Source organism: Citrobacter sp. RHBSTW-00887 (genome assembly GCF_013728095.1).
Taxonomy (GTDB): Bacteria; Pseudomonadota; Gammaproteobacteria; order Enterobacterales; family Enterobacteriaceae; genus Citrobacter; species Citrobacter braakii.
The window spans coordinates 2980997-3007764 of the sequence record NZ_CP056267.1; the positions used below are offsets into that span (position 1 = coordinate 2980997).

Annotated in this window: 21 protein-coding genes and 1 other RNA gene; 18 read left to right on the top strand and 4 right to left on the bottom strand. The window is 51.7% G+C overall.

Features of this window, described 5'->3' with window-relative positions; translation table 11 throughout:
- Window positions 1-57: 57 nt before the first annotated feature.
- Window positions 58-468 (bottom strand): 1,4-dihydroxy-2-naphthoyl-CoA hydrolase, encoded by a 411-nt coding sequence (gene menI / locus HV314_RS14220; RefSeq protein WP_016152900.1) that lies wholly within the window; start codon window positions 466-468, stop codon window positions 58-60.
- Window positions 465-3521, bottom strand: a complete 3057-nt coding sequence (gene ydiJ, locus HV314_RS14225; protein ID WP_019076678.1) for a D-2-hydroxyglutarate dehydrogenase YdiJ — start codon at window positions 3519-3521, stop codon at window positions 465-467. Before ydiJ ends, menI begins: the two co-directional genes overlap by 4 nt.
- A gap of 213 nt (window positions 3522-3734) precedes the next feature.
- On the opposite strand from ydiJ, the gene ydiK reads away from it, so the two are divergent.
- The 9 genes from ydiK (at window position 3735) to HV314_RS14270 (ending at window position 12996) form a co-directional block, all read left to right on the top strand.
- Window positions 3735-4844 (top strand): AI-2E family transporter YdiK, encoded by a 1110-nt coding sequence (gene ydiK / locus HV314_RS14230; RefSeq protein WP_016156362.1) that lies wholly within the window; start codon window positions 3735-3737, stop codon window positions 4842-4844.
- A 184-nt stretch (window positions 4845-5028) separates the two neighbouring features.
- An RNA gene (gene rprA / locus HV314_RS14235) (antisense sRNA RprA) lies at window positions 5029-5136 on the top strand.
- A gap of 158 nt (window positions 5137-5294) precedes the next feature.
- The gene (locus HV314_RS14240; protein WP_016156361.1) at window positions 5295-5651 is read left to right on the top strand and encodes a YdiL family protein; all 357 of its coding nucleotides are present in this window, start codon (window positions 5295-5297) and stop codon (window positions 5649-5651) included.
- 48 nt (window positions 5652-5699) lie between these two features.
- Window positions 5700-6920, top strand: a complete 1221-nt coding sequence (locus HV314_RS14245; RefSeq protein ID WP_049040475.1) for an MFS transporter — start codon at window positions 5700-5702, stop codon at window positions 6918-6920.
- Window positions 6921-7160: 240 nt separating this feature from the next.
- On the top strand, window positions 7161-8396 hold the full coding sequence (locus HV314_RS14250) for an MFS transporter (protein ID WP_104651778.1): 1236 nt from the start codon (window positions 7161-7163) through the stop codon (window positions 8394-8396).
- 21 nt (window positions 8397-8417) lie between these two features.
- Window positions 8418-9284, top strand: a complete 867-nt coding sequence (gene ydiB, locus HV314_RS14255; protein WP_016156358.1) for a quinate/shikimate dehydrogenase — start codon at window positions 8418-8420, stop codon at window positions 9282-9284.
- Window positions 9285-9320: 36 nt separating this feature from the next.
- Entirely contained in the window at window positions 9321-10079 is a 759-nt protein-coding gene (gene aroD / locus HV314_RS14260; protein ID WP_047500321.1) for a type I 3-dehydroquinate dehydratase, read from the top strand.
- 156 nt (window positions 10080-10235) lie between these two features.
- Window positions 10236-11831, top strand: a complete 1596-nt coding sequence (locus HV314_RS14265; RefSeq protein WP_046274671.1) for an acyl CoA:acetate/3-ketoacid CoA transferase — start codon at window positions 10236-10238, stop codon at window positions 11829-11831.
- 13 nt (window positions 11832-11844) lie between these two features.
- Window positions 11845-12996 (top strand): acyl-CoA dehydrogenase, encoded by a 1152-nt coding sequence (locus HV314_RS14270; protein WP_181545901.1) that lies wholly within the window; start codon window positions 11845-11847, stop codon window positions 12994-12996.
- 54 nt (window positions 12997-13050) lie between these two features.
- Here the strand turns inward: HV314_RS14270 and HV314_RS14275 are convergent, their stop codons facing one another.
- Complete coding sequence (locus tag HV314_RS14275) at window positions 13051-13941, bottom strand: AraC family transcriptional regulator (protein WP_016152891.1); 891 nt, start codon at window positions 13939-13941, stop codon at window positions 13051-13053.
- 505 nt (window positions 13942-14446) lie between these two features.
- On the opposite strand from HV314_RS14275, the gene HV314_RS14280 reads away from it, so the two are divergent.
- The 5 genes from HV314_RS14280 (at window position 14447) to fadK (ending at window position 19531) form a co-directional block, all read left to right on the top strand.
- A complete protein-coding gene (locus tag HV314_RS14280) occupies window positions 14447-15211 on the top strand; it encodes an electron transfer flavoprotein (RefSeq protein ID WP_094761873.1) in 765 nt (254 codons plus the stop codon).
- Between the two features lie 21 nt (window positions 15212-15232).
- Window positions 15233-16168: an electron transfer flavoprotein subunit alpha gene (locus tag HV314_RS14285; RefSeq protein ID WP_016152889.1), complete on the top strand. Its 936-nt coding sequence runs from the start codon at window positions 15233-15235 to the stop codon at window positions 16166-16168.
- 53 nt (window positions 16169-16221) lie between these two features.
- Window positions 16222-17511: an FAD-dependent oxidoreductase gene (locus HV314_RS14290; RefSeq protein WP_181545903.1), complete on the top strand. Its 1290-nt coding sequence runs from the start codon at window positions 16222-16224 to the stop codon at window positions 17509-17511.
- Window positions 17508-17801, top strand: coding sequence for a ferredoxin family protein (locus HV314_RS14295; protein WP_181545905.1), 294 nt, complete (start codon window positions 17508-17510; stop codon window positions 17799-17801). Before HV314_RS14290 ends, HV314_RS14295 begins: the two co-directional genes overlap by 4 nt.
- A gap of 83 nt (window positions 17802-17884) precedes the next feature.
- Window positions 17885-19531 carry a medium-chain fatty-acid--CoA ligase gene (gene fadK / locus HV314_RS14300; protein WP_181545907.1) on the top strand — a complete coding sequence of 549 codons (1647 nt, stop codon included), beginning with the start codon at window positions 17885-17887 and terminating at the stop codon, window positions 19529-19531.
- A 94-nt stretch (window positions 19532-19625) separates the two neighbouring features.
- On the opposite strand, the gene ppsA is transcribed toward fadK, so the two are convergent.
- Complete coding sequence (gene ppsA / locus HV314_RS14305; protein WP_016152885.1) at window positions 19626-22004, bottom strand: phosphoenolpyruvate synthase; 2379 nt, start codon at window positions 22002-22004, stop codon at window positions 19626-19628.
- A 328-nt stretch (window positions 22005-22332) separates the two neighbouring features.
- On the opposite strand from ppsA, the gene ppsR reads away from it, so the two are divergent.
- The 4 genes from ppsR to HV314_RS14325 all read left to right on the top strand — a co-directional run bounded on the left by ppsR (window position 22333) and on the right by HV314_RS14325 (window position 26754).
- Window positions 22333-23166, top strand: coding sequence for a posphoenolpyruvate synthetase regulatory kinase/phosphorylase PpsR (gene ppsR, locus HV314_RS14310; protein WP_016152884.1), 834 nt, complete (start codon window positions 22333-22335; stop codon window positions 23164-23166).
- A 126-nt stretch (window positions 23167-23292) separates the two neighbouring features.
- Window positions 23293-24339: a 3-deoxy-7-phosphoheptulonate synthase AroH gene (gene aroH / locus HV314_RS14315; RefSeq protein WP_016152883.1), complete on the top strand. Its 1047-nt coding sequence runs from the start codon at window positions 23293-23295 to the stop codon at window positions 24337-24339.
- Between the two features lie 124 nt (window positions 24340-24463).
- Window positions 24464-24694: a hemin uptake protein HemP gene (gene hemP, locus HV314_RS14320; protein WP_016156349.1), complete on the top strand. Its 231-nt coding sequence runs from the start codon at window positions 24464-24466 to the stop codon at window positions 24692-24694.
- Window positions 24695-24768: 74 nt separating this feature from the next.
- Window positions 24769-26754, top strand: a complete 1986-nt coding sequence (locus tag HV314_RS14325) for a TonB-dependent hemoglobin/transferrin/lactoferrin family receptor (RefSeq protein WP_181545909.1) — start codon at window positions 24769-24771, stop codon at window positions 26752-26754.
- The last annotated feature ends 14 nt before the right edge of the window (window positions 26755-26768 follow it).

Here is a 26768-nt window from a genome sequence, read left to right on the forward strand (position 1 = left end):
AAACCTGCACAGTATAACACCATTCCCTGTGCAGATAATGACCAAAAGCAATATGCATCACAAAATTGCTGTCGTCAGACGCGACGTGCAGCACAATCGTCCCTGCTCATCGAAGATTTCGATTTGCCATACCTGATGACGAGAGCCGGTATGCACCGCGCGACATACCCCTCTGACTCGCCCTTCCCGCGCCGAGCGGATATGGTTGGCGTTGACCTCCAGGCCCACCACTTTTTGCTCACCCTGAGTACACAGGTAGCCAGCCACCGAACCAATGCTCTCAGCCAACACCACGGACGCGCCGCCGTGCAGCAAACCAAATGGTTGTTTAGTACGGTGGTCTACCGGCATTGTGGCTTCCAGCGTGTCATCGCCAATGTGCACAAAACGAATATCAAGCAGCCCAACCATATTTCCTTCACCCATGGCGTTGAGCGCTTCGAGTGTGACTTCACGTTTCCAGATCATCCTATAATCTCCAGCAGTGCCTGTAATGGATGGCGAACGCCCGTGCCTTCAACGCGTTTAACCTGACTGCGACAGGAGTATCCGGTAGCCAGACAACGGTTACGCGGCAATCGTTGCATTGCCTGGTGCCATGATAGCTCATAGATCCCCAGTGAGTTCTGATGATTCTTCACTTCGTGGCCATAGGTGCCCGCCATGCCACAGCACCCTACGCTGATGTTCTCCAGCTTTGCGCCAAAGCGGGCAAAAATAGCCGCCCACTGAGCAGGCGCGCCCGGCAGGGCCGTCACTTCGGTACAGTGTCCAAAGAAGTACCACGGTTCACCGCCCACAGCGACTGGCGGCTGTGACTCCACAACTGTCGATAACCATTCGTTGGCGAGTAACACATGGAAATCGCCCCGCTGTTCCCCGAGCGCCAGTTTGTATTCATCGCGATAGCAAAGCACCAGCGCCGGATCGACACCCACCATCGGAATATTCAGCTTCGCCACCCGATTGAGAAACTCAGATGTTTTCTTTGCGGTTTTTGCAAAACGGTTTAAAAAGCCCTTAATATGCTGGGCCTTGCCGTTTGGCGAGAACGGCAACAGTACTGGCTGCAAACCCAGCTTTTCAACCAGACGTATAAAATCAGCCACCACCTGTGCATCGTAATAGCTGGTGAACGGATCCTGCACCACCAGCACCGTACGGGCTTTTTGCTCAAGGCTGAGTAATTCGAGCTGTTCCAGCGTCATATTGGCGGAACGATGACCAACCAGCTGACGTTGAAGCGACGGCGCAGACAGCAGCGGTAAGTCGACCATGCCGATGTGCTTTTTAGCCAGATTACGCACCAGCGGCTGGTTGATGAAGAAGTTAAACGTGTTGGGCGCCCGCGCCATTAACGGCGCATAACTCTCAACGGTCGCCACCATGTGATCGCGCAACGGCCGCAGATAACGCGTGTGATACAACTGCAGGAAGCGTGAGCGGAACTCCGGCACATCGATTTTAATCGGGCACTGTGTGGAACAGGCTTTACACGCCAGACAACCCGACATTGCTTCTTTCACTTCGTGCGAGAAATCGTATTCGCCTTTGCGCGCATGCCAGCTATTGCGGGTACGGGCAATCAGCGTACGTAAACTGGCACGTTTTTCCGGTAGCTCTTTTTCCAGCTGTAGCGGGTCAATCCCGCGATCTGCCAACAGACGCAGCCATTCACGCACCAGCGTAGCTCGCCCTTTCGGTGAATGGATACGGTTGAGGCTGATTTTCATCGACGGACACATCGGGCTTTTCGCATCAAAGTTAAAGCATAACCCGTTGCCGTTACACTCCATCGCCCCACGCCACTCCTGGCGTACGGCCAGCGGGATCTGACGGTCATACGTTCCGCGCTTCACCGCGTCCACTTTCATCATCGGCGCATCAACATCTTCCGGTGGACAGATTTTGCCAGGATTGAGCCGGTTTTGCGGATCAAACACCGATTTCACTTTACGCAGTTCGCGATACAGTTCCTCACCGAAGAACGCCGGGCTATATTCTGCACGAAAACCTTTTCCGTGCTCGCCCCACAGCAGACCGCCATATTTTGCCGTCAGCGCGACAACATCGTCAGAAATGCGTTTCATCAGCACTTCCTGCTGCGGGTCGCACATATCCAGCGCCGGTCTGACGTGCAGCACACCTGCATCCACGTGACCAAACATGCCGTAACTCAGGCCGTGGCTATCGAGCAGAGCACGGAACTCGGCAATATAGTCAGCCAGATGTTCCGGCGGAACGCAGGTATCTTCAGCAAACGGAATCGGCTTCGCGGCCCCTTTCGCATTCCCCAGCAGACCGACAGCTTTTTTACGCATCGCGTAAATGCGCTCGACGCCTGCCAGCTCGGTACATAGCTGCCAGCCTATAACACCCGCTTCCTGACGCGCGATTAAGCCATCCAGCCGTTCGCACAGTGCGCTGACTTGCGAATCAATCAATGCTTCATCGTCACCGGCAAACTCCACAATATTCAGACCCAGCATCTCTTTATCCGCCACATCGGTAATCAATTCACTTACCGAGTGCCAGACAATATCTTCCCGTGCCAGGTTAAGCACTTTGGAGTCGACGGTTTCTACCGACAGCGCGCGCGCTTCCACCATCACCGGGGCATTACGCAATGCCGAGTCGAAAGAGTCGTACTTAACGTTAACCAGTTGTCTGACTTTGGGTAGTGGCGTGATATCCAGACGGGCTTCGGTGATAAACGCCAGCGTACCTTCAGAGCCAGTAAGAATGCGGGTTAAATCAAATTCGGTCATCTCATCGTTAAAGACGTGCCGCAGATCGTAACCGGTCAGGAAGCGATTAAGTTTCGGGAATTTATCAATGATCAGCTGTCGGTTGTCGCGGCAACGCTCATAAACCGTCTTGTAAATGCGGCCAATAGTGGTGTTGCTATTACCCAGCGTTTGGGCAAGTTCGACCGGCATTGGCTGGGTATCAAGAATATCGCCGCCCATCAGCACCGCGCGGATACCCAGCACGTGATCGGAGGTTTTACCGTAAACCAACGAGCCTTGTCCGGATGCGTCGGTATTGATCATCCCACCCAGCGTTGCCCGGTTACTGGTGGATAACTCGGGGGCAAAGAAATAGCCGTAAGGCTTCAGAAACTGGTTGAGCTGGTCTTTTATCACCCCGGCTTCGACCCGCACCCAACCTTCCTGCGCATTGATTTCAATGATGCGGCTCATATAGCGGGACATATCAACAATAATGCCCTGATTCAGCGCCTGACCGTTGGTCCCGGTGCCGCCGCCGCGTGGGGTAAAAATCAACGAAGAGAAAAGAGGTTCCGCCGCCAGACGAGCAATGAGCGCCACATCTGCGGTTGAACGAGGGAATACGACAGCATCAGGAAGCAGCTGATAAATACTGTTATCCGTCGACATTGTCAGACGATCGGCATAGCTCGTTGCCGTATCGCCCGTAAATCCTTGCTGCTCCAGTGCCTGCAAAAAATTGAGCACCAGTTGAACGACACCTGGCGCCTGAGAAATTTGTGGAATCATTATAGTGACCCTTTCCTGCGGTCTGTGTTGTGAATTTAATCGTTTGCGTGTTGCTTTGTTTGTTGTATCACATTTTTTTCTAATACGCTCAGCAGATTTACAGGCAGAATCCGCCTGTTAAAAACCGCTGAAATTGCTCATCATTACAGGGTGTCATTTAAGTGTTCACGTCGCGTCAACGTTCTGGCGCAAAGACAAAGGTGAAAAGTATTTATGGTAAATTTCCGCCAGCCCAAGGATATTGCACAAGTGCTGCTATCGGCGCTGTTTTTAGCCGTCATGATTGTGGCCTGTCTTTGGATTGTTCAGCCCTTTATCCTCGGTTTTGCATGGGCGGGGACGGTGGTCATTGCGACCTGGCCGATCCTGCTACGCTTACAAAAATTGCTCTGGGGCCGTCGCTCGCTGGCCGTGCTGGTGATGACCCTGCTGCTGGTGCTGTTGTTCATCATTCCTATCGCGCTACTGGTCAATAGCATTGTTGATGGCAGCGGGCCATTGATCCATGCCGTAACCGCAGGCGATATGACCCTGCCGGATCTGGCGTGGCTGAACAGTATTCCGTTGGTCGGCGCCAAATTGTATGCCGCTTGGCACAGTCTGCTGGATATGGGTGGCGCGGCCATCATGGCCAAGGTTCGTCCTTATATCGGCACGACGACGACCTGGTTTGTTGGCCAGGCTGCACATCTTGGCCGCTTTATGATGCACTGTGGTCTGATGCTGCTGTTCAGCGCCCTGCTGTACTGGCGCGGTGAACAGGTAGCGTTAGGTATTCGCCACTTCGCTTGTCGCCTGGCATCCAAACGTGGCGATGCCGCCATTCTGCTGGCAGCACAAGCCATTCGCGCCGTCGCATTAGGGGTTGTGGTCACCGCGCTGGTGCAGGCAGTGCTCGGTGGTATTGGTCTGGCGGTAACCGGCGTGCCGTACGCCACGCTGCTGGCGGTATTGATGATCCTGTCTTGTCTGGTGCAACTGGGGCCATTGCCGGTCCTGGTCCCGGCCATTATCTGGCTGTACTGGACGGGCGATTCAACCTGGGGCACGGTGCTGCTGGTGTGGAGCGGCGTGGTCGGAACGCTGGATAACGTTATTCGCCCGATGCTGATTCGCATGGGGGCCGATTTGCCACTGATCCTGATTCTCTCAGGGGTCATCGGCGGACTGATTGCCTTCGGCATGATTGGTCTGTTTATCGGCCCGGTGGTACTGGCCGTGTCCTGGCGTCTGTTCTCCGCCTGGGTAAACGAAGCCCCTGCGCCAGGTAGCGATCCCGACGAAATCCTCGAAGAAATTGCTGAAATCGAACGCAATAAGTAATCCCACGTCAGGCGGCACCGCCGCCTGATTATTTAACAATACTAATCAATTCCGCCCGCTTACTGAATAAGACCCAACGTTATCCTTCTTTAAATACTCATTTGCTTCGCAAATTATTTACAGTTTTTAAACTATTGAGATGAATCTGATCGACGTAAAAAACCAGTATGCCTACTATTAGCCCATGGCTTTAGATCAACACATTGATTTATAAGCATGGAAATCCCCTGAGTGAAACAACGAATTGCTGTGTGTAGTCTTTGCCCATCTCCCACGATGGGCTTTTTTTTGTCCTTCGCGCGCCTCGCCACCAACCTTACCGCACCACAGATCCGCTCTTCCCCGTTGATAAACAAATAATATTGCACAAGATACTGTGACTCTCTTCAAGCCGAAATATCCACAGCAATGTTATTACTATTCCACCGTCTTTTATGAGGTGATCAAATAATGAACGCATTGGAACTCCAGGCTATCCGCCATATTTTTGCTATGACGGTAGAAGAAAGCGCTATGTATATCTCGCGGGATCACAATGTTGCCGCCTGGCAACAATGGGAGAATGGCGAAAGGGAAATCCCGGAAGACATCACGCGCATTTGTGCAGAAATGAAAGCCAGACGAAAGTTAAGAATTAACGCCATTATCGAAAAAATAAATAACCGTATCGGTAATAACACCATGCGTTTCTTTCCCGATCTGATCTCTTTTCAGGCGGTTTATCAGCACGATGATTTTCTCGACTGGAAAATCTATCAATCGGCCGCTGTTGAACTGTATGCCCACGACCTTGAGCGTTTGTGTTAAGAGACCGCAGCGCCACACTCATTTAGCCTTTTCGCTGAGTAACATATTATGAAAAACACCTATTTCTCCACTGCGATAGGGCTGTACTTTAATTACTTGGTACACGGCATGGGGGTCATTCTGATGAGCCTCAATATGTCTTCACTGGAACAACAGTGGCACACCGATGCCGCAGGCGTCTCAATTGTTATTTCCTCACTCGGCATTGGCCGTTTAAGCGTGTTATTGGTGGCGGGCATGCTTTCCGATCGCTATGGCCGCAGACCGTTTATTATTTTCGGTATGGTCTGCTACCTGCTGTTCTTTGTAGGCATCATCAATACTCACAGCATTTATATTGCCTATGCTTTTGGATTTTTAGCCGGAATGGCAAACAGTTTTCTTGACGCCGGAACTTACCCCAGCCTGATGGAGGCGTTTCCCCGCTCTCCCGGCACGGCTAATATCTTAATTAAAGCGTTTGTTTCCATCGGTCAGTTTCTGCTGCCGATGATTATCAGTCTGCTGGTGTGGGCAGAACTTTGGTTTGGCTGGTCCTTCCTTGTGGCGGCCGCGGTAATGCTAATCAATGGCGTATTTTTGTTTCGCTGTCGATTCCCGGCCCATCCTGGGCATCAAGCCCCCCTCAAGGCATTACCCGTTGAACAGAAAAGCATACAATCTGAACATCGTTGTTCTCTTCTCGATCTCGCCAGTTACACTCTGTACGGCTACATCGCCATGGCGACATTTTATCTGATAAGCCAGTGGTTGGCACAGTACGGACAGTTTGTCGCCGGGATGTCCTACACCTTATCGATCAAGCTGTTAAGCATTTACACCTGCGGTTCTCTACTGTGTGTGTTGATCACCGCGCCACTGGCACGAAAGACGGGGCGCGCAACCTCTCTGTTAATGCTGTACACCTTTATCTCATTTATCGCCTTGCTGATGGTTTGCCTGCATCCGTCGATCTACATGGTGATCGTCTTCGCATTTGTCATCGGTTTCTCTTCAGCCGGAGGCGTTGTACAAATCGGTTTAACGCTGATGGCCGCACGCTTTCCCGATGCGAAGGGCAAAGCTACCGGGATTTACTACAGCGCGGGCAGCATTGCGACCTTCACCATCCCACTGATAACGGCAAGACTCTCGCAGACCAGCATTGCTCACATCATGTGGTTTGATACCGGCATAGCTGCGGTAGGCTTCCTGTTAGCATTGTTTATTGGCTATCGCAGCCGTATCGCGACAAAGCAGCAACTAAACATGGCGACGGTCGTAAAATAACGCGGATGCAATATTGTTCTCCCCCGCTGCAAAATAATTGGTCGCGGTTTTAAAACTTCAGCAAAATGTTGGTTGAAAGAATTAAGTTTCACAGTTGAGCATGCAACATACCTGGTAACTTAAACGCCATGCTATGTAGGCACAATATCAGCACCCCGGTATATTAATCACAAGGTCGCCGCAATTTAAAAAATATCGACGAGCACAGAACAATTTTAAAATCCGCAAGGAGTTGTGAACATGTCTCAAAATAAGACCTTTAATACGCCATTTCTTTTGGCGATAATCTGTATTTATTTAAGTTATTTTTTACACGGCATTAGCGTCATTACACTGGCGCAAAACATGAGTTCTCTTGCAGAAAAATTCTCCACCGACAATGCTGGGATAGCCTATTTAATTTCCGGCATTGGTCTTGGTCGCCTGGTGAGTATTTTATTCTTTGGCGTGCTCTCAGATAAATTTGGTAGACGGGCTATCATTCTGTTAGGTGCTATTCTGTACATGCTGTTTTTCTTCGGCATTCCCGCCAGCCCGAATCTGATGATTGCCTTTATTCTCGCTGTTTGTGTCGGCGTCGCTAACTCGGCCCTGGATACAGGTGGCTATCCGGCTTTGATGGAATGCTTCCCTAAGGCATCTGGGTCAGCGGTTATCCTGGTTAAAGCGATGGTCTCATTCGGGCAGATGATCTACCCCATCGTCGTCAGCACCATGCTGCTCAACCATATCTGGTATGGCTATGCAGTCATTATCCCAGGGATACTGTTCGTCATCATAACGTTGATGCTGCTCAAAAGCCGTTTCCCCAGCCAGATGGTGGATGCGGGCATTGCAAAAGAGCTACCACAGATGAACAGTAAACCGCTGGTCTGGCTGGAAGGCGTAGCCTCCGTTATGTTTGGGGTGGCCGCATTCTCGACCTTTTACGTCATCGTGGTCTGGATGCCGAAATACGCGATGGCATTTGCCGGCATGGCAGAAGCCGACGCGCTGAAAACCATCTCTTACTACAGTATGGGTTCGCTGGTCTGCGTGTTTATTTTTGCTGCACTGCTCAAGAAAATGGTTCGACCCATTTGGGCGAATGTATTTAACGCCGGGCTGGCAACCCTCACCGCAGCGGTTATCTATTTATATCCATCCCCATTGGTGTGTAACGCCGGTTCATTTCTTATCGGGTTTTCTGCCGCAGGCGGTATTTTACAGCTCGGCGTTTCGGTGATGTCAGAGTTTTTCCCCAGGAGCAAAGCCAAGGTCACCAGTATTTATATGATGATGGGGGGCGTAGCCAACTTTATTATCCCATTAATCACCGGATACCTTTCAAACATTGGCCTGCAGTACATCATTTTGCTGGACCTCGCATTTGCTTTGCTGGCCTTCATCACCGCCATCATCGTCTTTATTCGTTACTACCGCGTATTTGATATTCCCAAAAATGATGTGCGGTTGGGCGAACGTTATTTTCAATAAATTGCTTAGAAGGAGTATCAAATGGACGTAACTGCAAAATATGAACTGATTGGTCTGATGGCCTACCCTATCAGACACAGCTTGTCGCCTGAAATGCAAAATAAGGCATTAGAAAAAGCGGGATTACCTTTTACCTACATGGCATTTGAAGTCGATAACTCCACGTTTGCTAATGCGATTGCCGGGCTGAAGGCTTTAAAGATGCGCGGTACCGGAGTCTCAATGCCCAACAAGCAACTGGCATGTGAATATGTTGATGAATTAACGCCTGCAGCCAAACTGGTCGGCGCGATTAATACTATCGTCAATGATGATGGTTACCTGCGCGGCTACAATACTGATGGCACGGGGCATATTCGCGCCATCAAGGAAAGCGGTTTCGATATCAGGGGTAAAACCATGGTACTGTTGGGCGCAGGCGGCGCGTCAACGGCCATTGGCGCCCAGGCAGCGATTGAAGGCATCAAAGAAATCAAACTCTTTAACCGTCAAGATGAGTTCTTTGCCAAAGCGCAGGAATTCGCCAAACGTGTTAATGAAAATACCGATTGCGTGGTCACCGTTATCGATCTCGACGATCGACAGGCTTTTGCGGACGCACTGGCAAGCGCGGATATTCTGACTAACGGTACGAAAGTGGGAATGAAGCCGCTGGAGAACGAATCTCTGGTGACCGACGTTTCCCTGCTACGCCCGGATCTGCTGGTGACTGAATGCGTCTACAACCCGCATATGACCAAATTATTGCAACAGGCACAACTTGCCGGTTGCAAAACGATTGATGGTTACGGCATGTTGTTATGGCAAGGGGCTGAACAGTTCAAACTCTGGACCGGGAAAGATTTCCCTCTTGAGTATGTGAAACAGGTTATGGGTTTTGCAGCCTGATGAGCAAGCATTTGTAAAATATTTAAAGGGTAATCGATGAAAACCGTAACCGTAAAAAACCTCGTCATTGGCGAGGGTGCGCCGAAGATCATTGTCTCACTGATGGGTAAAGACATCGCAACGGTAAAAAGCGAAGCGCTGGCCTATCGCGAGGCGGATTTCGACATTCTGGAATGGCGCGTTGACCATTTCACCGAGGTGTCCTCCGTTGATGCCGTACTGGAAGCTGCACGCGCCATCCGCGATGTGATGGCTGACAAACCGCTGCTGTTCACCTTCCGTAGTGCCAAAGAAGGTGGTGAACAGGCGCTGGCTGTCGAAAACTATATTGCGCTAAACCGTGCGGCGGTAGATAGCGGTCTGGTCGATATGATTGACCTGGAGCTTTTCACCGGTGACGAACTGATTAAAGCCACCGTCGAATATGCACATGCAAAAAATGTCGCCGTCATTATGTCGAATCATGATTTCCATAAGACGCCAGCGGCACAAGAGATTGTCCTGCGCCTGCGTAAAATGCAGGAGCTTGGCGCTGATATCCCGAAAATCGCCCTGATGCCGCAAAACAAGACGGATGTATTGACTCTGCTTGGCGCAACTCTGGAAATGCAGGAACGCTATGCCGATCGCCCGATCATTACTATGTCGATGGCCAAAACAGGGGTGATTTCACGTCTGTCCGGTGAGGTTTTCGGTTCAGCGGCAACCTTTGGTGCGGTGAAAAAAGCCTCTGCCCCTGGGCAAATTTCGGTCACCGACCTACGTACCGTTTTGACCATATTGCATCAGGCATAATAGTACCGTTTATCCATATTAATATCAGTAATGCCCTGCCCCAGATATTCGCTTAATCACGAATATCGGGCAGATGGCCGGACATTATTAAATAACTCACATTATTATTGTCGAATATAGCGACAGGTAGTCGCACGCATATAATCTGGAGTTCACATGAAATTATCAAGACCAAAACGCATTGATGGTCGGGTCCCCGTATTATCCGCAGCGGATGCCATTAATTATATTCCTGATGAGGCAACGCTCTGCGTATTAGGCGCAGGCGGCGGTATTCTCGAAGCAACAACATTAATTAATGCGCTGGCTGAAAAATATAAAAACGCACACTCACCCCGAAACTTATCATTGATTAGCCCAACGGGATTAGGTGACCGTGCTGACCGTGGAATTAGCCCGTTAGCACAAGAAGGTTTAGTCAAATGGGCATTATGCGGCCACTGGGGACAATCACCACGAATTTCCGACCTCGCTGAACAGAATAAAATTGCCGCCTATAACTATCCTCAGGGCGTATTAACCCAGACCCTGCGTGCCTCGGCAGCCCACCAGCCGGGTATTCTGAGTGAGATCGGTATCGGAACATTTGTCGATCCCCGCCAACAGGGCGGAAAGCTGAATGAAGTAACCACTGAAGATCTGATCAAGCTGGTGGAAATTGATAACAAAGAGTACCTCTATTACAAAGCCATTGCGCCAAACATCGCCTTTATTCGCGCCACCACCTGCGACAGCGAAGGTTACGCCACGTTTGAAGATGAAGTTATGTATCTCGACGCGTTGGTGATTGCTCAGGCCGTTCACAACAACGGCGGCATCGTCATGATGCAGGTGCAAAAAATGGTGAAGAAAGCCACACTGCACCCAAAAGCCGTGCGTATTCCGGGCTATCTGGTCGATATTGTGGTCATCGATCCCGATCAAACTCAATTGTACGGCGGCGCGCCGGTTAACCGCTTTATCTCGGGCGATTTTGTCCTTGATGACAGCCAGCAGACTGCCCTGCCGCTCAATCAGCGTAAACTGGTGGCCCGACGCGCTCTGTTCGAAATGCGTAAAGGCGCGGTCGGCAACGTTGGCGTGGGTATCGCCGATGGTATTGGTCTCGTTGCTCGCGAAGAAGGCTGCGCTGACGACTTTATTCTGACGGTCGAGACCGGCCCGATTGGCGGAATTACCTCCCAGGGCATCGCTTTTGGTGCCAACGTCAACACCCGCGCGATTCTGGATATGACCTCCCAGTTTGACTTCTACCACGGCGGCGGGCTGGATGTATGCTATTTAAGCTTCGCCGAAGTGGATCGCCACGGCAATGTCGGCGTACATAAATTCAATGGCAAAATTATGGGGACCGGCGGTTTTATCGATATTAGCGCCACCTCGAAGAAAATAATATTTTGCGGCACGTTAACTGCCGGAAGCCTGAAAACGGAAGTTGCCAATGGCAAATTAAATATCGTGCAGGAAGGCCGGGTGAAAAAATTCGTCAACGAATTACCAGAAGTCACTTTCAGCGGAAAAATTGCACTCGAGCGCGGACTGGATGTCCGTTACATCACCGAGCGCGCTGTATTTACGTTAAAAGAAGATGGCCTTCATTTAGTCGAAATTGCGCCAGGAGTCTCTTTGCAGGAAGACATTCTGGACAAAATGGATTTCCCTCCGGTTATTTCTCCGGAACTGAAACTGATGGACGAAAGATTATTTATCGATGCTTCGATGGGTTTTATATTGCCCGATGCCGCCAATTAAAAGGAGTACCCTGATGGATTTTTCATTAACTGAAGAACAAGAGCTGCTGCTTGCCAGCATTCGCGAACTGATTACCAGCAATTTCCCGGAGGAATATTTCCGTACCTGCGATCAGACGGCGACCTATCCGAAAGAGTTTATGCGCGCCCTTGCGGACAACGGTATTTCAATGCTGGGCGTTCCGGAAGAGTTCGGCGGTATCCCGGCAGATTACGTCACGCAGATGCTGGCACTGATGGAAGTTTCCAAATGTGGCGCACCCGCTTTTTTAATCACGAACGGTCAGTGCATTCACAGTATGCGTCGTTTTGGCTCCGCCGAGCAGTTACGTAAAACGGCAGAAAGCACCATGGAAACGGGCGATCCGGCTTATGCGCTGGCATTAACCGAACCGGGAGCAGGTTCAGACAATAACAGCGCCACCACCAGCTACACCCGCAAAAACGGCAAGGTATATCTCAACGGACAAAAAACCTTTATCACCGGCGCTAAAGAGTATCCTTATATGCTGGTACTGGCTCGCGATCCGGAGCCGAAAGATCCGAAGAAAGCCTTTACGCTGTGGTGGGTGGATTCGAAGAAACCCGGCATTAAGGTTAATCCTCTGCATAAAATCGGCTGGCACATGCTCAGCACCTGCGAAGTTTATCTTGATGATGTTGAAGTAGACGAAAGCGATATGGTCGGCGAAGAAGGCATGGGCTTCCTCAACGTCATGTACAACTTTGAGATGGAACGGTTGATCAACGCCGCGCGTAGTACCGGTTTCGCCGAGTGCGCCTTCGAAGATGCCGCCCGTTACGCTAACCAGCGCATCGCATTTGGTAAACCGATTGGCCATAACCAGATGATCCAGGAAAAACTGGCGCTGATGGCGATTAAAATTGAAAACATGCGCAATATGGTGTTGAAAGTGGCCTGGCAGGCCGATCAGGAACAGTCGCTGCGGACCAGCGCGGCGTTGGCAAAACTGTACTGCGCCCGCACGGCAATGGAAGTGATTGATGACGCCATTCAGATCATGGGCGGGCTGGGTTACACCGATGAAGCGCGAGTTTCCCGATTCTGGCGCGATGTTCGCTGCGAGCGCATTGGCGGCGGCACCGACGAAATTATGATTTACGTCGCCGGACGCCAAATCCTGAAAAATTATCAGAATAAGTAAGCGGTAATCCGTGCCGGATAGCGCATAAGCGTTTTCCGGCACGAGCCAGGATAATCAGACCTCTGGCATCAAGCATTCCTGCTCAACCAGATTATTTTTAAACTGCTTGCGATAATCACTGGGGGTACAACCTACATGCCGCTGAAAGAGTTTGGCAAAGTGATCGACATTTTCATACCCTACTCGCCAGGAGATTTCCGCTAACGAAGCTTCCGTATTCGTCAGGGCAAATTTCGCCTCGGTCATTCGTCGCTGAATCACATAATTGATCGGCGAAATTCGATACTCCTTAGTAAATTCATGGCAGATATAACTCACGCTGGCCCGGAATTTTTTGGATAACTGATCGAGAGTAATTTTTTCACGGAAGTTATTATTTAAATAAACCAGCACATCTTTAATTAAGACATCTTTTTTAATATAACCTTGCTCAGAACGATAGGCATTTTTAAAGTTTTCGTAAAATAAAACGGTTAGAGCATAAGCAAAAGCGTCGTAGGCTGAAGATGTCAGGTTATTTTTGCTCTGGGGGAGCATAACCCCCAACTCATTAAAGATACTCTTAATAACCTCCTTCCCCTGAGTAACGCTAATCACCGGACACGAGTGCATCTGCAATAGCTGATTATCCTGCCAGCCGTTGAAACGAAAACCGTAGAGCGCGCAGGTGTAAGTCGTTGCAGGTGCGCTACTATCCGAAGCAACCGCATGGAGTCGCCCTTGCTCTATCACCACGATATCCCCGGCATGCGCGACATACAGCGACGAATCGATAATTAATCTTGCGACCCCTTTTTTGACATAAATAAGCTCTGTTTCATTATCGTGAACGTGATGACCCGACTCCCAGTTAGGGTCATCACTGATGACGAATCGCGAGAATCTCGGGGTTTTCCCCTGTTCAAAAAGGGTCTCCACGGCATTATCAAAGCAGCGTTGATACATGACAACCTCCACCTAAAGGCAGCAATTTTGGGATTATTAATATCGGAAAATAAAAACGATAATGACGTTATACAACGTTATTCCTTCCCGGCGAAACAAAATTATTTGCGCCGTCTGCAAGATGACACCTTTTGCTTTGGTACATTGCTGCCATTGATTATTTGCGTTTTATAATAATCAAAAAGAATAAATGTTATTAAGTCTGCATTAATAATTTACATATAAGAAACAAATTCAGCGCAGATGCGATTAAAAACATGATGCATTTCGCAATTATTTTCACTGTCTTTGTGTTCCCGTTTTTTCCTCTGGTACGCACCGTCTGATTATTGCTGATAAACCAGGCATTCCCGGGACGTTTTTTTTGCAAGATTGTTGGCAATGAAAACAGATTTCCCCGTCGAAAACAGCCCTCCCTCTGTCGCACACTATTTTCAGTCAATTTTCCCTACTGTCGATAATGACGCACCACGTCATCATCCACACGAGAATCACTGGAGATGCCATGAAAATAATAACCTGCTTTAAGTTGGTGCCTGAAGAACAGGACATTGTTGTTACCCCACAGCGCTCGCTTAACTTTGACCGGGCCGATGCCAAAATCAGCCAGTTTGACTTAAATGCGATAGAGGCCGCAGCGCAGCTTAGCGCGGAGGGTGATGAAATCATCGCCTTAACGGTGGGCGGGTCGCTACTACAAAACTCCAAAGTGCGTAAAGACGTGCTGTCCCGCGGGCCGGACAGTTTGTATATGGTGCAGGATCCACAACTGGAGCATTCATTACCCCGGGATACCGCTCAGGCGCTGGCCTGTGCGGCCAACAATATGGATTTCGACCTGATGCTGTTCGGTGAAGGATCGGGGGATATCTACGCGCAGCAGGTCGGCTTACTGGTTGGGGAACTATTACAGCTCCCGGTGATTAATGCCGTCAGCAGCATCCAACGTAACGGCGATCGCCTTGTGGTTGAGCGCACGCTTGAAGATGAAGTCGAAGTAATTGATCTGCCGCTCCCCGCCGTACTGTGCGTGACGTCGGATATCAACACACCGCGTATTCCCTCGATGAAGGCGATTCTGGGCGCGGGTAAAAAACCGGTCACCCCGTGGCAAGCCAGCGATATTGGTTGGATACCTGCGTCACCGTTAGCGGAGCTGGTGAGCCTTACCGTGCCGCCGCAAACCGAACGTCAGCACATCATTCTGGAAAATGACTCAGCAGAAGCCATTGCCGAACTGGCTGAACACCTGAAAAAAGCCCTGAACTAAGCCCAACGGAGAGAAATCATCATGAGTAAATTAGCCAACGTCTGGGTGTTCAGCGATAACGTAGAACGCTATGCAGAATTAATGGCCGGCGCTCGCCTGTGGGGTGAGCAGGTACACCTTATCGTACAAGGCAGCGACCAGGCCAATCAGTTGCAAGCCCTGGGCGCCGATAAGATAGTCGTGCTCGACGCAACCTCCGGTTTACAGCGTGTTGAAAATTACGCTGAGACCATCGCCGCCCTGATGCAGGAACACGCCGGGCTGCTGCTGATGTCCGCGACTAAACGAGCCAAATCTCTTGGCGCACGCTTAAGCATTCAGCTCAACGCAGCGATGGTGAACGACGCCACATCGGTAACGCTGGATGCAGGCATTTTGTTCGCCGAACACCGCATGTATGGTGGTCTGGCATTTGGCAAAGAAAAAATCAAAAGTACGCTGGCGATTATCACGCTTGCCCCAGGCCAGCTTGAACCGGTCGCGGAAAACGCCTCGCACAACTGCCCGGTTGTCTCAGCAACGTACATCGCGCCGCACCATGAAGTGATGTGCCTGGAGCGTCGCGCCAAATCCGTGAGCAGCGTGGATCTCAGCAAAGCTAAGCGCGTGGTGGGTGTGGGTCGCGGCCTGGTGGCGCAAAACGATCTGGAAATGGTGCGCCAACTGGCATCGGTGCTGGGTGCTGAAGTGGGTTGTTCACGACCGATTGCCGAAGGCGAAAACTGGATGGAACGCGAACGCTACATTGGCGTTTCTGGCGTGTTATTGAAATCAGACCTGTATCTCACGCTGGGCATCTCAGGACAAATTCAGCATATGGTCGGCGGTAACGGCGCGAAAGTCATTGTCGCCATCAACAAAGATAAAAAAGCCCCTATTTTCAATTACGCCGATTACGGTCTGGTGGGCGACATCTACAAAGTGGTTCCGGCCCTTATCGACCATCTCAGCCGCTAATCCCGTTAACGCACATCTCCCGCTGCCCTCGCGGCGGGAAAGGAGCATAAAGCATGTCAGATGAAAAATTTGATGCCATTGTGGTCGGTGCTGGTGTAGCGGGTACAATAGCAGGCTACGTTATGGCCCGGGCCGGACTGGACGTACTGGTCATTGAGCGCGGCAACAGTGCGGGCAGTAAAAATATGACCGGTGGGAGACTCTACGCGCATAGCCTTGAGCGCATCATGCCCGGATTCGCGCAGGAAGCGCCTCTCGAACGTAAAGTCACCCGCGAAAAAATATCCTTCCTGACCGAAGAGAGCGCCGTTACCCTCGACTTCCATCGTGAAAAAGACAACGCGCCAGCGCAGGACTCTTATACCGTTTTGCGCAACCGGCTTGACCCATGGCTAATGGAAAAAGCGGAACAGGCTGGCGCGCAGTTCATCCCCGGCGTGCGCGTCGACGCGCTAATTCGCGAAGGCAATAAGGTCACCGGAGTGCAAGCCGGGGACGATATCCTCGAAGCCAATATTGTCATCCTAGCCGATGGCGTTAATTCTATGCTGGGACGGTCGCTGGGAATGGTTCCCCCCTCTTCTGCACAGCACTATGCCGTTGGCGTAAAAGAGCTGATCGGCTTACCGTCGGCGGTGATTGCGGATCGGTTCAATTTGTCAGGCAACGAAGGTGCAGCCTGGCTGTTCGCAGGCTCACCGTCTAATGGACTGATGGGAGGCGGATTTCTGTATACCAACCAGGATTCCATCTCTCTGGGCCTGGTGTGTGGTCTGGGGGATATTGCCCATGCCACGAAAAGCATTCCGCAAATGCTGGAAGACTTTAAGCGACACCCGACTATTCGTCCGCTAATTGCCGGCGGTGAACTGCTGGAGTATTCCGCACATATGGTACCGGAAGGCGGTCTGGCAATGGTTCCGAAACTGGTTGATGACGGGGTAATGATCGTCGGCGATGCCGCTGGTTTCTGTCTGAATCTGGGTTATACCGTGCGCGGCATGGATTTGGCGATAGCTTCCGCAGAAGCCGCCGCCCAAACAGCCATTGCAGCAAAAGAGCGCCAGGATTACTCGGCCAGTAGCCTGATGGATTACAAACGCGCCCTCGAACAGGGCTGTGTGATGCGTGATTTGCAGCATTTTCGCAAGATCCCGGCGCTGATGGAAAACCCGCGTCTGTTCACCCAGTATCCCCGCATGGTGGCCGATATCATGAACGATATGTTTACCGTCGACGGAAGCCCAAATCAGCCCGTTCGCAAGATGATCATGTCCCATGCCAGGCAGATTGGGCTGATGAACTTACTGAAAGACGGCATCAAGGGGGCCACCGCACTATGAATCAGGACACTAACGTTAACGTCGACGTCAAACTGGGCTTCAATAAATTTAATGTTGATGAAGGCCACCCGCACATCATTCTGGCTGAACATCCCGACCTTAATGAATTTCGCAAGTTGCTGAAAGCCTGCCCCGCCGGACTGTATAAACAGGATGAGAGTGGAAATATTCATTTTGATTCCGCAGGCTGCCTGGAGTGCGGCACCTGCCGGGTGCTGTGCGGTGACACGATCCTCACACAATGGGAATACCCGCTCGGAACATTTGGCGTTGATTTCCGCTACGGCTAACGGATTTTGCATGTTGTACGCCGGATTGGCCCCGCCTGGCCATCCGGTCAGATGTATGCCGAAATAATCCTGGGAATAACTTCATGAGTATCACACTTACGTTTAACGCCGAACGTCGCCAGGCCTGGCGACAACTGGGTTTATGGGGAGATGCTTCGCTTGGCGATTACTGGCACCAAACCGCCAGAGCCATGCCGGATAAAATCGCCGTGGTTGATAATCATGGCGCTTCATATACCTACGCTGCACTCGACGATGCTGCCAGCAGTCTGGCAACCTGGTTTGTAGCCTGCGGGATCCAACCCGGCGATCGCATTGCCTTTCAGTTGCCTGGCTGGTGCGAGTTCACCATTATCTACCTGGCCAGCCTGAAAACCGGGGCCGTTTCCGTACCACTGCTGCCTGCCTGGCGCGAAGCGGAACTGGTGTGGGTACTGAACAAATGCAAAGCGAAGATTTTTTTCGCACCGACGTTGTTCAAACAGACCCGACCGGTTGATCTGATCCTCCCCTTGCAAAACCAGTTGCCGCATCTGCAACAGATTGTCGCCGTAGATAAACTGGCACCGGCCACCGCCTCGCTGGCGTTCAGCCAACTGCTTCTGGCTCCGCCATTAACCCAGGTTATTAACGTTCACGCCGATGAACTGGCTGCCGTGCTGTTTACCTCCGGGACCGAGGGAATGCCGAAAGGCGTAATGTTAACCCACAACAATATCCTTGCCAGCGAACGCGCCTACTGTGCCCGACTCAATCTCACCTGGCAGGATGTGTTTTTGATGCCCGCCCCACTGGGACACGCTACCGGTTTTTTGCATGGCGTTACCGCGCCATTTTTAATCGGCGCACGCAGCGTATTGTTGGATATATTCACCCCAACCGCCTGTCTTGAACTGCTCGAGCAACAACGCTGTACCTGCATGCTCGGTGCAACCCCCTTCGTCTACGACATGTTGTGTAGCCTGGAAAAACGGCCCTGTGATCTCACATCACTACGTTTTTTCTTATGCGGTGGCACCACCATTCCGCAAAAGATTGCCCGTGACTGCCAACAGCGTGGCATTAAATTGTTAAGCATCTATGGTTCGACGGAGAGCTCGCCGCATGCGCTGGTCAATCTCGACGATTCACTTTCACGCATAATGAATACCGATGGATATGCCGCCGCAGGCGTGGAAATTAAAGTCGTCGATGAAGCGCGCAATACGTTGCCTGCAGGGGTCGAAGGTGAAGAGGCCTCGCGTGGTCCCAATGTTTTTATGGGCTACCTCGATGAGCCTGAACTAACCGCCCGCGCGCTGGATAAAGATGGCTGGTATTACAGTGGCGACTTATGCCGCATGGACGAAGCGGGATACATCAAAATTACCGGGCGTAAAAAAGATATTATTGTGCGCGGAGGGGAAAACATCAGCAGCCGCGAAGTGGAGGATATATTATTGCAGCATCCGCGCATTCATGATGCCTGCGTTGTCGCGATGCCAGACGATCGGCTAGGTGAACGGTCGTGCGCTTATGTGGTACTGAAACCGCCGCATCATTCGCTGTCGCTGGAATCAGTGGTGGCCTTTTTTAGTCGCAAACGGGTGGCAAAGTATAAATATCCGGAACACATCGTCATTGTCGAAACGTTACCGCGCACGGCGTCCGGCAAGGTACAAAAATACCAGTTGCGTCAGGATATCATTCAGCGTTTAAGCGTGGAGAGTGTGGAAAGCGTTGAAGGGTAAAGTACCGGATAGCGATGCTAAACCTCTAATCCGGCCTACGTTGCATACTAACCGTAGGCCGGATAAGGCATTTACACCACCATCCGGCATGATGTTACTTCTTCAGTTCAGCCAGGCTCAGCCAGGTCTGCACGACGGTGTCCGGGTTCAGCGACAGACTGTCGATCCCCTCTTCCATCAGCCAGGCGGCGAAGTCTTCGTGATCGGATGGACCCTGACCGCAAATACCCACGTATTTGCCCTGCTTCTTGGCTGCACGAATCGCCATCGACAGCAGCGCTTTCACCGCGTCGTTACGCTCGTCAAACAGTTCAGAAACCACACCAGAGTCACGGTCCAGTCCCAACGCCAGCTGCGTCATGTCGTTTGAACCGATGGAGAAGCCGTCAAAGTACTCAAGGAACTGCTCGGCCAGCAAGGCGTTGGATGGGATCTCGCACATCATGATGATCTTCAGTCCGTTCTCACCGCGTTTCAGCCCCTGACGCGCCAGCTCTTCCACTACCGCTTTCGCCTGGGCAACGGTACGGACAAACGGGACCATCACTTCTACGTTAGTCAGGCCCATATCGTTACGGACACGTTTCACTGCGTCACATTCCAGCGCGAAACAGTCGCGGAAGCTATCAGCAATGTAACGGCCCGCCCCGCGGAAGCCCAGCATCGGGTTCTCTTCATGCGGCTCATAACGCTCACCGCCGACGAGGTTGGCATATTCGTTGGACTTAAAGTCTGACATACGCACGATAACGCGTTTTGGATAGAACGCTGCACCCAGCGTGGCGATCCCTTCCGTCAGACGACCAACGTAGAATTCACGCGGGGAATCAAAACCTTTCATCATGCCGCGGATTTCGTTTTGCAGCTCAGGCGTCTGGTCATCGAACTCCAGCAACGCACGCGGGTGTACGCCAATCATGCGGTTGATGATAAATTCCAGACGCGCCAGGCCGACACCTTCGTTTGGCAGACAGGCGAAGTCGAAAGCCCGGTCCGGGTTACCCACGTTCATCATCACCTTCAACGGCAGATCCGGCATGGTCTCCACGCTGGAACTCTTCACGCTGAAGTCGAGCATCTCAGCATAAACATAACCGGTATCACCCTCGGCGCAGGAGACTGTGACTTTCTCACCATCCTTCATACGCTCGGTGGCATCACCACAGCCAACCACGGCCGGGATCCCCAGTTCACGGGCAATGATCGCCGCGTGACAGGTACGACCGCCACGGTTGGTGACAATCGCTGCCGCTTTCTTCATGATCGGTTCCCAGTCCGGGTCGGTCATGTCGGTAACCAGGACGTCGCCAGGTTCGATACGGTTCATTTCGCTGATGTCCTGAATAACTTTGACCGGACCCGCGCCAATGCGGTGACCGATAGCACGACCTTCAGCAATAATTTTACCCTGAGCATGCAGCGTATAACGCTCCATCACCTGGCCGCGCGAGCGCACGGTTTCCGGACGCGCCTGCACAATGAACAGCTTGCCGGTATGACCGTCTTTCGCCCATTCGATGTCCATCGGACGACCGTAGTGCTTCTCGATCTGTACCGCCTGCTTCGCCAGTTCCTGCACTTCTGCGTTGGTCAGGGAGAAAATGTCGCGCTGCTCCTGCGGTACATCTTCAATCGTCACCTGCTTGCCGTGTTCCTGGGTTGGCGCGTAGACCATACGGATTTTTTTCGAACCCATTGTGCGACGGACGATCGCCGGACGGTTTGCCGCCAGAGTCGGTTTGTGCACGTAGAATTCATCCGGGTTAACGGCACCCTGCACAACCATCTCGCCGAGGCCCCATGCGGAAGTGATGAACACCACCTGATCGAAACCGGATTCGGTATCGATGGAGAACATTACGCCGGAAGACGCGAGGTCTGAGCGCACCATCCGCTGAACGCCAGCAGAGAGCGCCACGCCACGATGGTCATAACCCTGGTGAACGCGATAAGAGATTGCACGGTCGTTAAACAGCGAGGCAAAGACGTGTTTGATAGCAACCAGTACGGCATCAAATCCCTGGACGTTGAGGAAGGTTTCCTGCTGACCGGCAAATGACGCATCTGGCATATCTTCTGCGGTGGCGGAAGAGCGCACGGCAAAAGAGGCATGGGCATCGTCTGCTGACAGCTGCGCGTAAGCATCGCGGACGGCATTTTCCAGCTCCGGCTGGAAAGGAGTGTCGATAATCCACTGGCGGATCTGTGCGCCGGCTTTCGCAAGCTCGGTGACATCGTCAATATCCGTTTTATCCAGCAGCTCATAAATGCGCTGGTTTACACCGCTCTGGTCCAGAAACTGGTTAAACGCATCGGCGGTCGTTGCAAAACCATTCGGTACGGAAACACCCATACCGGAAAGGTTAGTAATCATTTCACCCAGGGAGGCATTTTTGCCCCCAACTCTGTCTACATCATTCATGCCGAGTTGGTTATACCAAAGCACCAGCGGTGACGAGCCATTGTTGGACATCGAACAATCCTTATATATGAACGAGGTTAGGAAACTCAATTTTGCGTAATTATCTTTGCATATTTACTTCAGCGAAAAAAACGGTGAATCGTTCAAGCAACTTTATTTTTTATTTTTTCAGATTGTTTCCGCATTTGCGCAAACCCGCGAGCCACAGGGGATCACCACAAAAACTACCGGTATAAACATTTGTTCCGAAAAATGAAATGTACTTTTCAGTAAATATAAAAATACCGTTTCATTTTACAAAATAGATGCAGCAATATTCGCTTCTGGCGAATTTTAATTTATGCTTTCAGAGAATTATGTCAGCCCCAGGATGAGCAAAATGGATAATGCTGTTGATCGTCACGTATTTTATATTTCTGATGGTACGGCCATCACCGCCGAGGTATTGGGCCACGCGGTAATGTCGCAATTTCCGGTTACGATCAGCAGCATTACGCTGCCGTTTGTGGAAAATGAGAGTCGTGCGCGAGCGGTTAAAGACCAGATTGACGCGATCTATCAACAAACTGGCGTGCGCCCTCTGGTGTTTTACTCAATCGTTTTGCCGGAAATTCGCTCGATCATTTTGCAAAGCGAAGGATTTTGTCAGGATATCGTGCAGGCGTTGGTTGCCCCACTGCAACAAGAGATGAAGCTCGACCCTACGCCGATCGCCCATCGTACCCACGGCCTGAACCCCGGCAACCTTAACAAGTACGACGCGCGCATTGCCGCCATTGATTATACCCTCGCTCATGACGACGGTATTTCGTTGCGCAACCTCGATCAGGCGCAGGTGATCCTGCTTGGCGTTTCCCGTTGTGGTAAAACCCCGACCAGTTTGTATCTGGCCATGCAGTTTGGCATTCGCGCGGCCAACTACCCCTTTATTGCCGATGATATGGATAATCTGGTGCTGCCAGCGTCCCTGAAGCCGTTACAGCATAAATTGTTCGGCCTGACCATTGACCCTGAGCGCCTGGCGGCCATCCGCGAAGAGCGCCGGGAAAACAGCCGTTACGCCTCGATGCGCCAGTGCCGGATGGAGGTTGCTGAGGTGGAAGCGCTATACCGGAAAAACCAGATCCCATGGCTGAACAGTACCAATTATTCGGTAGAAGAGATTGCTACCAAGATCCTCGACATCATGGGGCTGAATCGCCGTATGTACTAGAATGCTAGTGCATTGGTTCGATTTTTTGTTATTATGCTCGCCACCAGGCAGGATGAGTATGATATTGTGATATACATCACTTCCCGGTAGTCCTGCCGTTGAAGCAACAAATTTCTGAGACAAGTAATGAACAGAACCGATGAACTCCGTACTGCGCGTATTGACAACCTGGTCACTCCAGCAGAGCTTGCGCAACGGCATCCTGTTTCGTCCTCCGTCGCCCGTCATGTTACGGACTCCCGACGCCGGATAGAAAAAATATTAAATGGTGAAGACGCTCGTTTACTGGTGATCGTAGGTCCCTGCTCGATTCACGATCTTGATGCCGCCATGGAATACGCAACGCGTTTACAGGCGCTGCGCGAAAAACATCAGGCGCGTCTGGAAATCGTGATGCGCACTTATTTTGAAAAACCGCGCACCGTAGTGGGCTGGAAAGGCTTAATTTCCGACCCGGATTTAAACGGCAGCTACCGCGTGAACCACGGCATTGAACTGGCGCGTAAACTGCTGTTGCAGGTCAATGAACTGGGCGTACCCACGGCAACAGAATTCCTCGACATGGTGACCGGTCAGTTTATTGCCGATTTAATCAGCTGGGGAGCCATTGGCGCACGCACCACCGAAAGCCAGATCCACCGTGAAATGGCCTCTGCGCTTTCCTGCCCGGTCGGCTTTAAAAACGGTACGGATGGCAATACGCGTATTGCCGTCGATGCGATTCGCGCCTCCCGTGCCAGCCACATGTTCCTCTCTCCGGATAAAACCGGCCAGATGACCATTTATCAGACCAGCGGTAATCCTTACGGGCATATCATCATGCGCGGCGGTAAAAAGCCGAATTATTATGCTGAAGATATTGCCGCCGCCTGCGATACCCTGCACGAATTTTCCCTGCCTGAACATCTGGTGGTCGATTTTAGCCATGGCAATTGCCAGAAGCAGCATCGTCGTCAGTTGGACGTTTGTGATGATGTGTGCCAGCAAATTCGCAATGGTTCGACGGCGATTGCCGGGATTATGGCGGAGAGTTTCCTGCGTGAAGGTACGCAAAAAATCGTTAGCGGCCAGCCGCTGGTTTACGGCCAGTCCATTACCGACCCGTGCCTGAACTGGGAAGATACTGAACTACTGGTTGAAAAACTCGCCTCTGCGGTTGATAGCCGTTTTTAATGCTGTTCGCCGGGTAACATCACGTTACCCGGTGCTAATCCTTTGTTTTCCCCCTCCTTATTGTACAAAATTTATTCTCGTCACAATTATTTCACAAAAAGGCTTGCCGCAATTTTGCAGTTTGATGATAATGATTATCATTGTTAAATTGATTGTTATTTTTAAAAACTATTCACGTATGGATAACACAACAACGCCCGCAAAAGAAAAAACACCGCCTGCCGTCGCGCCAAACGAGCGCCGAATTGACAGTAAAAGTCTGCTGGGCAAAGAGGGGCGCGTGATCATAGAACACGATGGTCAGCTCTATCTGCTGCGCCAGACACAAGCCGGAAAACTCATTCTGACCAAATAAACACCACTTTTCGCCAGCCACCCAGGTAGTACCCAGGCAGCCAGCGCTTTTCGATTTCCTAATGGAGAGTTGCTATGCCACACCTGCACACTGCATCCCTGCGCCCTTCGCTCTTGGCGCTGGCGATTATCAGTAACCTGCCCACCGTCGCGTATGCGGCGGTAGAAGATATGACCGTCACCGCTACCGGCAATGCCCGTAGTGCTTTTGAAGCGCCGATGATGGTCAGCGTGATTGATGCCACCGCGCCGGAAAACCAGACCGCCAGCTCAGCAGCCGACCTGTTGCGTACGGTTCCGGGCCTGACCCTTGACGGCACCGGTCGCACTAACGGCCAGGAAGTGAATCTGCGCGGCTACGATCGACGTGGCGTTCTGGTGCTGGTTGATGGCGTTCGTCAGGGAACCGACACCGGACACCTGAACAGTACCTTCCTCGATCCGGCGCTGATCAAACGCATCGAGGTCGTCCGTGGCCCTTCTGCACTGCTGTACGGTAGCGGCGCGTTAGGTGGTGTGATCGCCTATGACACTGCGGATGCCAAAGATCTGCTGGAAGCCGGACAAAACAGTGGTTATCGCGTGTTCGGTACCGCGGCAACCGGCGATCACAGCCTCGGTATGGGCGCCAGCGCGTTTGGTCGCACCGATACGCTGGACGGACTGCTTGCCTGGTCCAGTCGCGATCGCGGTGATTTGCGCCAGAGCAACGGTACTACGGCACCAAACGACGAAGCGATTAACAATATGCTGGCGAAAGGCGGCTGGAAAATTGACAGCGCCCAGACGCTGGCCGGCTCGCTGCGTTACTACAACAATGACGCCCGTGAACCTAAAAACCCGCAAACCAGCGCGGCGGATGCCACCAGCAACCCGATGACCGATCGCTCAACCATCCAGCGCGACGCGCAACTGACCTACTCGATTGCTCCAGCCGACAATGACTGGTTGAACGCGGATGCCCGCGTCTACTGGTCCGAAGCACGCATTAATGCGCAAAACACGGATAACACCGGCGAGTTTCGCAAACAAACCACCAAAGGCGGCAAAATCGACAACCGCAGCCGCCTGTTTACCGACTCTTTTGCATCTCACCTGCTGACCTACGGCGGGGAATACTATCGTCAGGAACAACAGCCAGGCGGCGCAACCACCGGTTTCCCGGAGGCAAAAATCGATTTCAGCTCCGGTTGGCTACAAGATGAAATCACCCTGCGCGACCTGCCGGTTACGCTGCTGGGCGGTACCCGTTATGACTCTTATCGCGGCAGCAGCGACGGCTATGAAGATGTCGATGCCGATAAATGGTCGTCCCGCGCCGGGCTCACCGTTGCGCCAACTGACTGGCTGATGCTGTTCGGTTCATACGCTCAGGCCTTCCGTGCGCCGACCATGGGCGAGATGTATAACGATGCGAAACACTTCTCGATTGGCCGTTTTTACACCAACTACTGGGTGCCAAACCCTAACCTACGCCCGGAAACCAACGAAACCCAGGAATACGGATTTGGCCTGCGCTTTGACGATCTGTTGATGGCGAGCGATGCGCTCGAATTTAAAGCCAGCTATTTCGACACCAAAGCGAAAGATTACATCTCCACCAGCGTCGACTTTGCCGCCGCGACAACCATGTCCTATAACGTACCCAACGCCAAAATCTGGGGCTGGGACGTGATGGCGAAATATTCCGCCGATCTGTTCAGCCTCGACATGGCCTATAACCGTACGCGCGGCAAAGATACAGACACCGGCGAATACATTTCCAGCATTAACCCGGATACCGTCACCAGCAAACTGAACGTACCGGTTGCGCACAGCGGTTTCTCCGTTGGCTGGATAGGTACATTTGCTGACCGTTCAACGCATATCAGCAGCAGCTACACGAAACAGCCCGGTTATGCGGTAAACGATTTCTACGTGAGCTATCAGGGCCAACAAGCGCTGAAAGGCATGACCACCACGCTGGTACTGGGCAACGCCTTCGACAAAGAGTACTGGTCGCCGCAGGGCATTCCGCAGGATGGTCGTAATGGCAAAATTTTCGTGAGTTATCAGTGGTAATCACTTTTCCCCGG

Coding starts and splice junctions, on each gene's coding strand:
- HV314_RS14280 (WP_094761873.1), top strand. CDS start 14,447: ATGAAAATAATAACCTGCTTTAAGTTGGTGCCTGAAGAACAGGACATT.
- HV314_RS14275 (WP_016152891.1), bottom strand. CDS start 13,941: ATGTATCAACGCTGCTTTGATAATGCCGTGGAGACCCTTTTTGAACAG.
- HV314_RS14285 (WP_016152889.1), top strand. CDS start 15,233: ATGAGTAAATTAGCCAACGTCTGGGTGTTCAGCGATAACGTAGAACGC.
- ppsR (WP_016152884.1), top strand. CDS start 22,333: ATGGATAATGCTGTTGATCGTCACGTATTTTATATTTCTGATGGTACG.
- HV314_RS14240 (WP_016156361.1), top strand. CDS start 5,295: ATGAACGCATTGGAACTCCAGGCTATCCGCCATATTTTTGCTATGACG.
- aroH (WP_016152883.1), top strand. CDS start 23,293: ATGAACAGAACCGATGAACTCCGTACTGCGCGTATTGACAACCTGGTC.
- HV314_RS14270 (WP_181545901.1), top strand. CDS start 11,845: ATGGATTTTTCATTAACTGAAGAACAAGAGCTGCTGCTTGCCAGCATT.
- HV314_RS14295 (WP_181545905.1), top strand. CDS start 17,508: ATGAATCAGGACACTAACGTTAACGTCGACGTCAAACTGGGCTTCAAT.
- HV314_RS14325 (WP_181545909.1), top strand. CDS start 24,769: ATGCCACACCTGCACACTGCATCCCTGCGCCCTTCGCTCTTGGCGCTG.
- HV314_RS14290 (WP_181545903.1), top strand. CDS start 16,222: ATGTCAGATGAAAAATTTGATGCCATTGTGGTCGGTGCTGGTGTAGCG.
- aroD (WP_047500321.1), top strand. CDS start 9,321: ATGAAAACCGTAACCGTAAAAAACCTCGTCATTGGCGAGGGTGCGCCG.
- ydiB (WP_016156358.1), top strand. CDS start 8,418: ATGGACGTAACTGCAAAATATGAACTGATTGGTCTGATGGCCTACCCT.
- HV314_RS14265 (WP_046274671.1), top strand. CDS start 10,236: ATGAAATTATCAAGACCAAAACGCATTGATGGTCGGGTCCCCGTATTA.
- ydiK (WP_016156362.1), top strand. CDS start 3,735: ATGGTAAATTTCCGCCAGCCCAAGGATATTGCACAAGTGCTGCTATCG.
- HV314_RS14245 (WP_049040475.1), top strand. CDS start 5,700: ATGAAAAACACCTATTTCTCCACTGCGATAGGGCTGTACTTTAATTAC.
- fadK (WP_181545907.1), top strand. CDS start 17,885: ATGAGTATCACACTTACGTTTAACGCCGAACGTCGCCAGGCCTGGCGA.
- menI (WP_016152900.1), bottom strand. CDS start 468: ATGATCTGGAAACGTGAAGTCACACTCGAAGCGCTCAACGCCATGGGT.
- hemP (WP_016156349.1), top strand. CDS start 24,464: ATGATAATGATTATCATTGTTAAATTGATTGTTATTTTTAAAAACTAT.
- ppsA (WP_016152885.1), bottom strand. CDS start 22,004: ATGTCCAACAATGGCTCGTCACCGCTGGTGCTTTGGTATAACCAACTC.
- HV314_RS14250 (WP_104651778.1), top strand. CDS start 7,161: ATGTCTCAAAATAAGACCTTTAATACGCCATTTCTTTTGGCGATAATC.
- ydiJ (WP_019076678.1), bottom strand. CDS start 3,521: ATGATTCCACAAATTTCTCAGGCGCCAGGTGTCGTTCAACTGGTGCTC.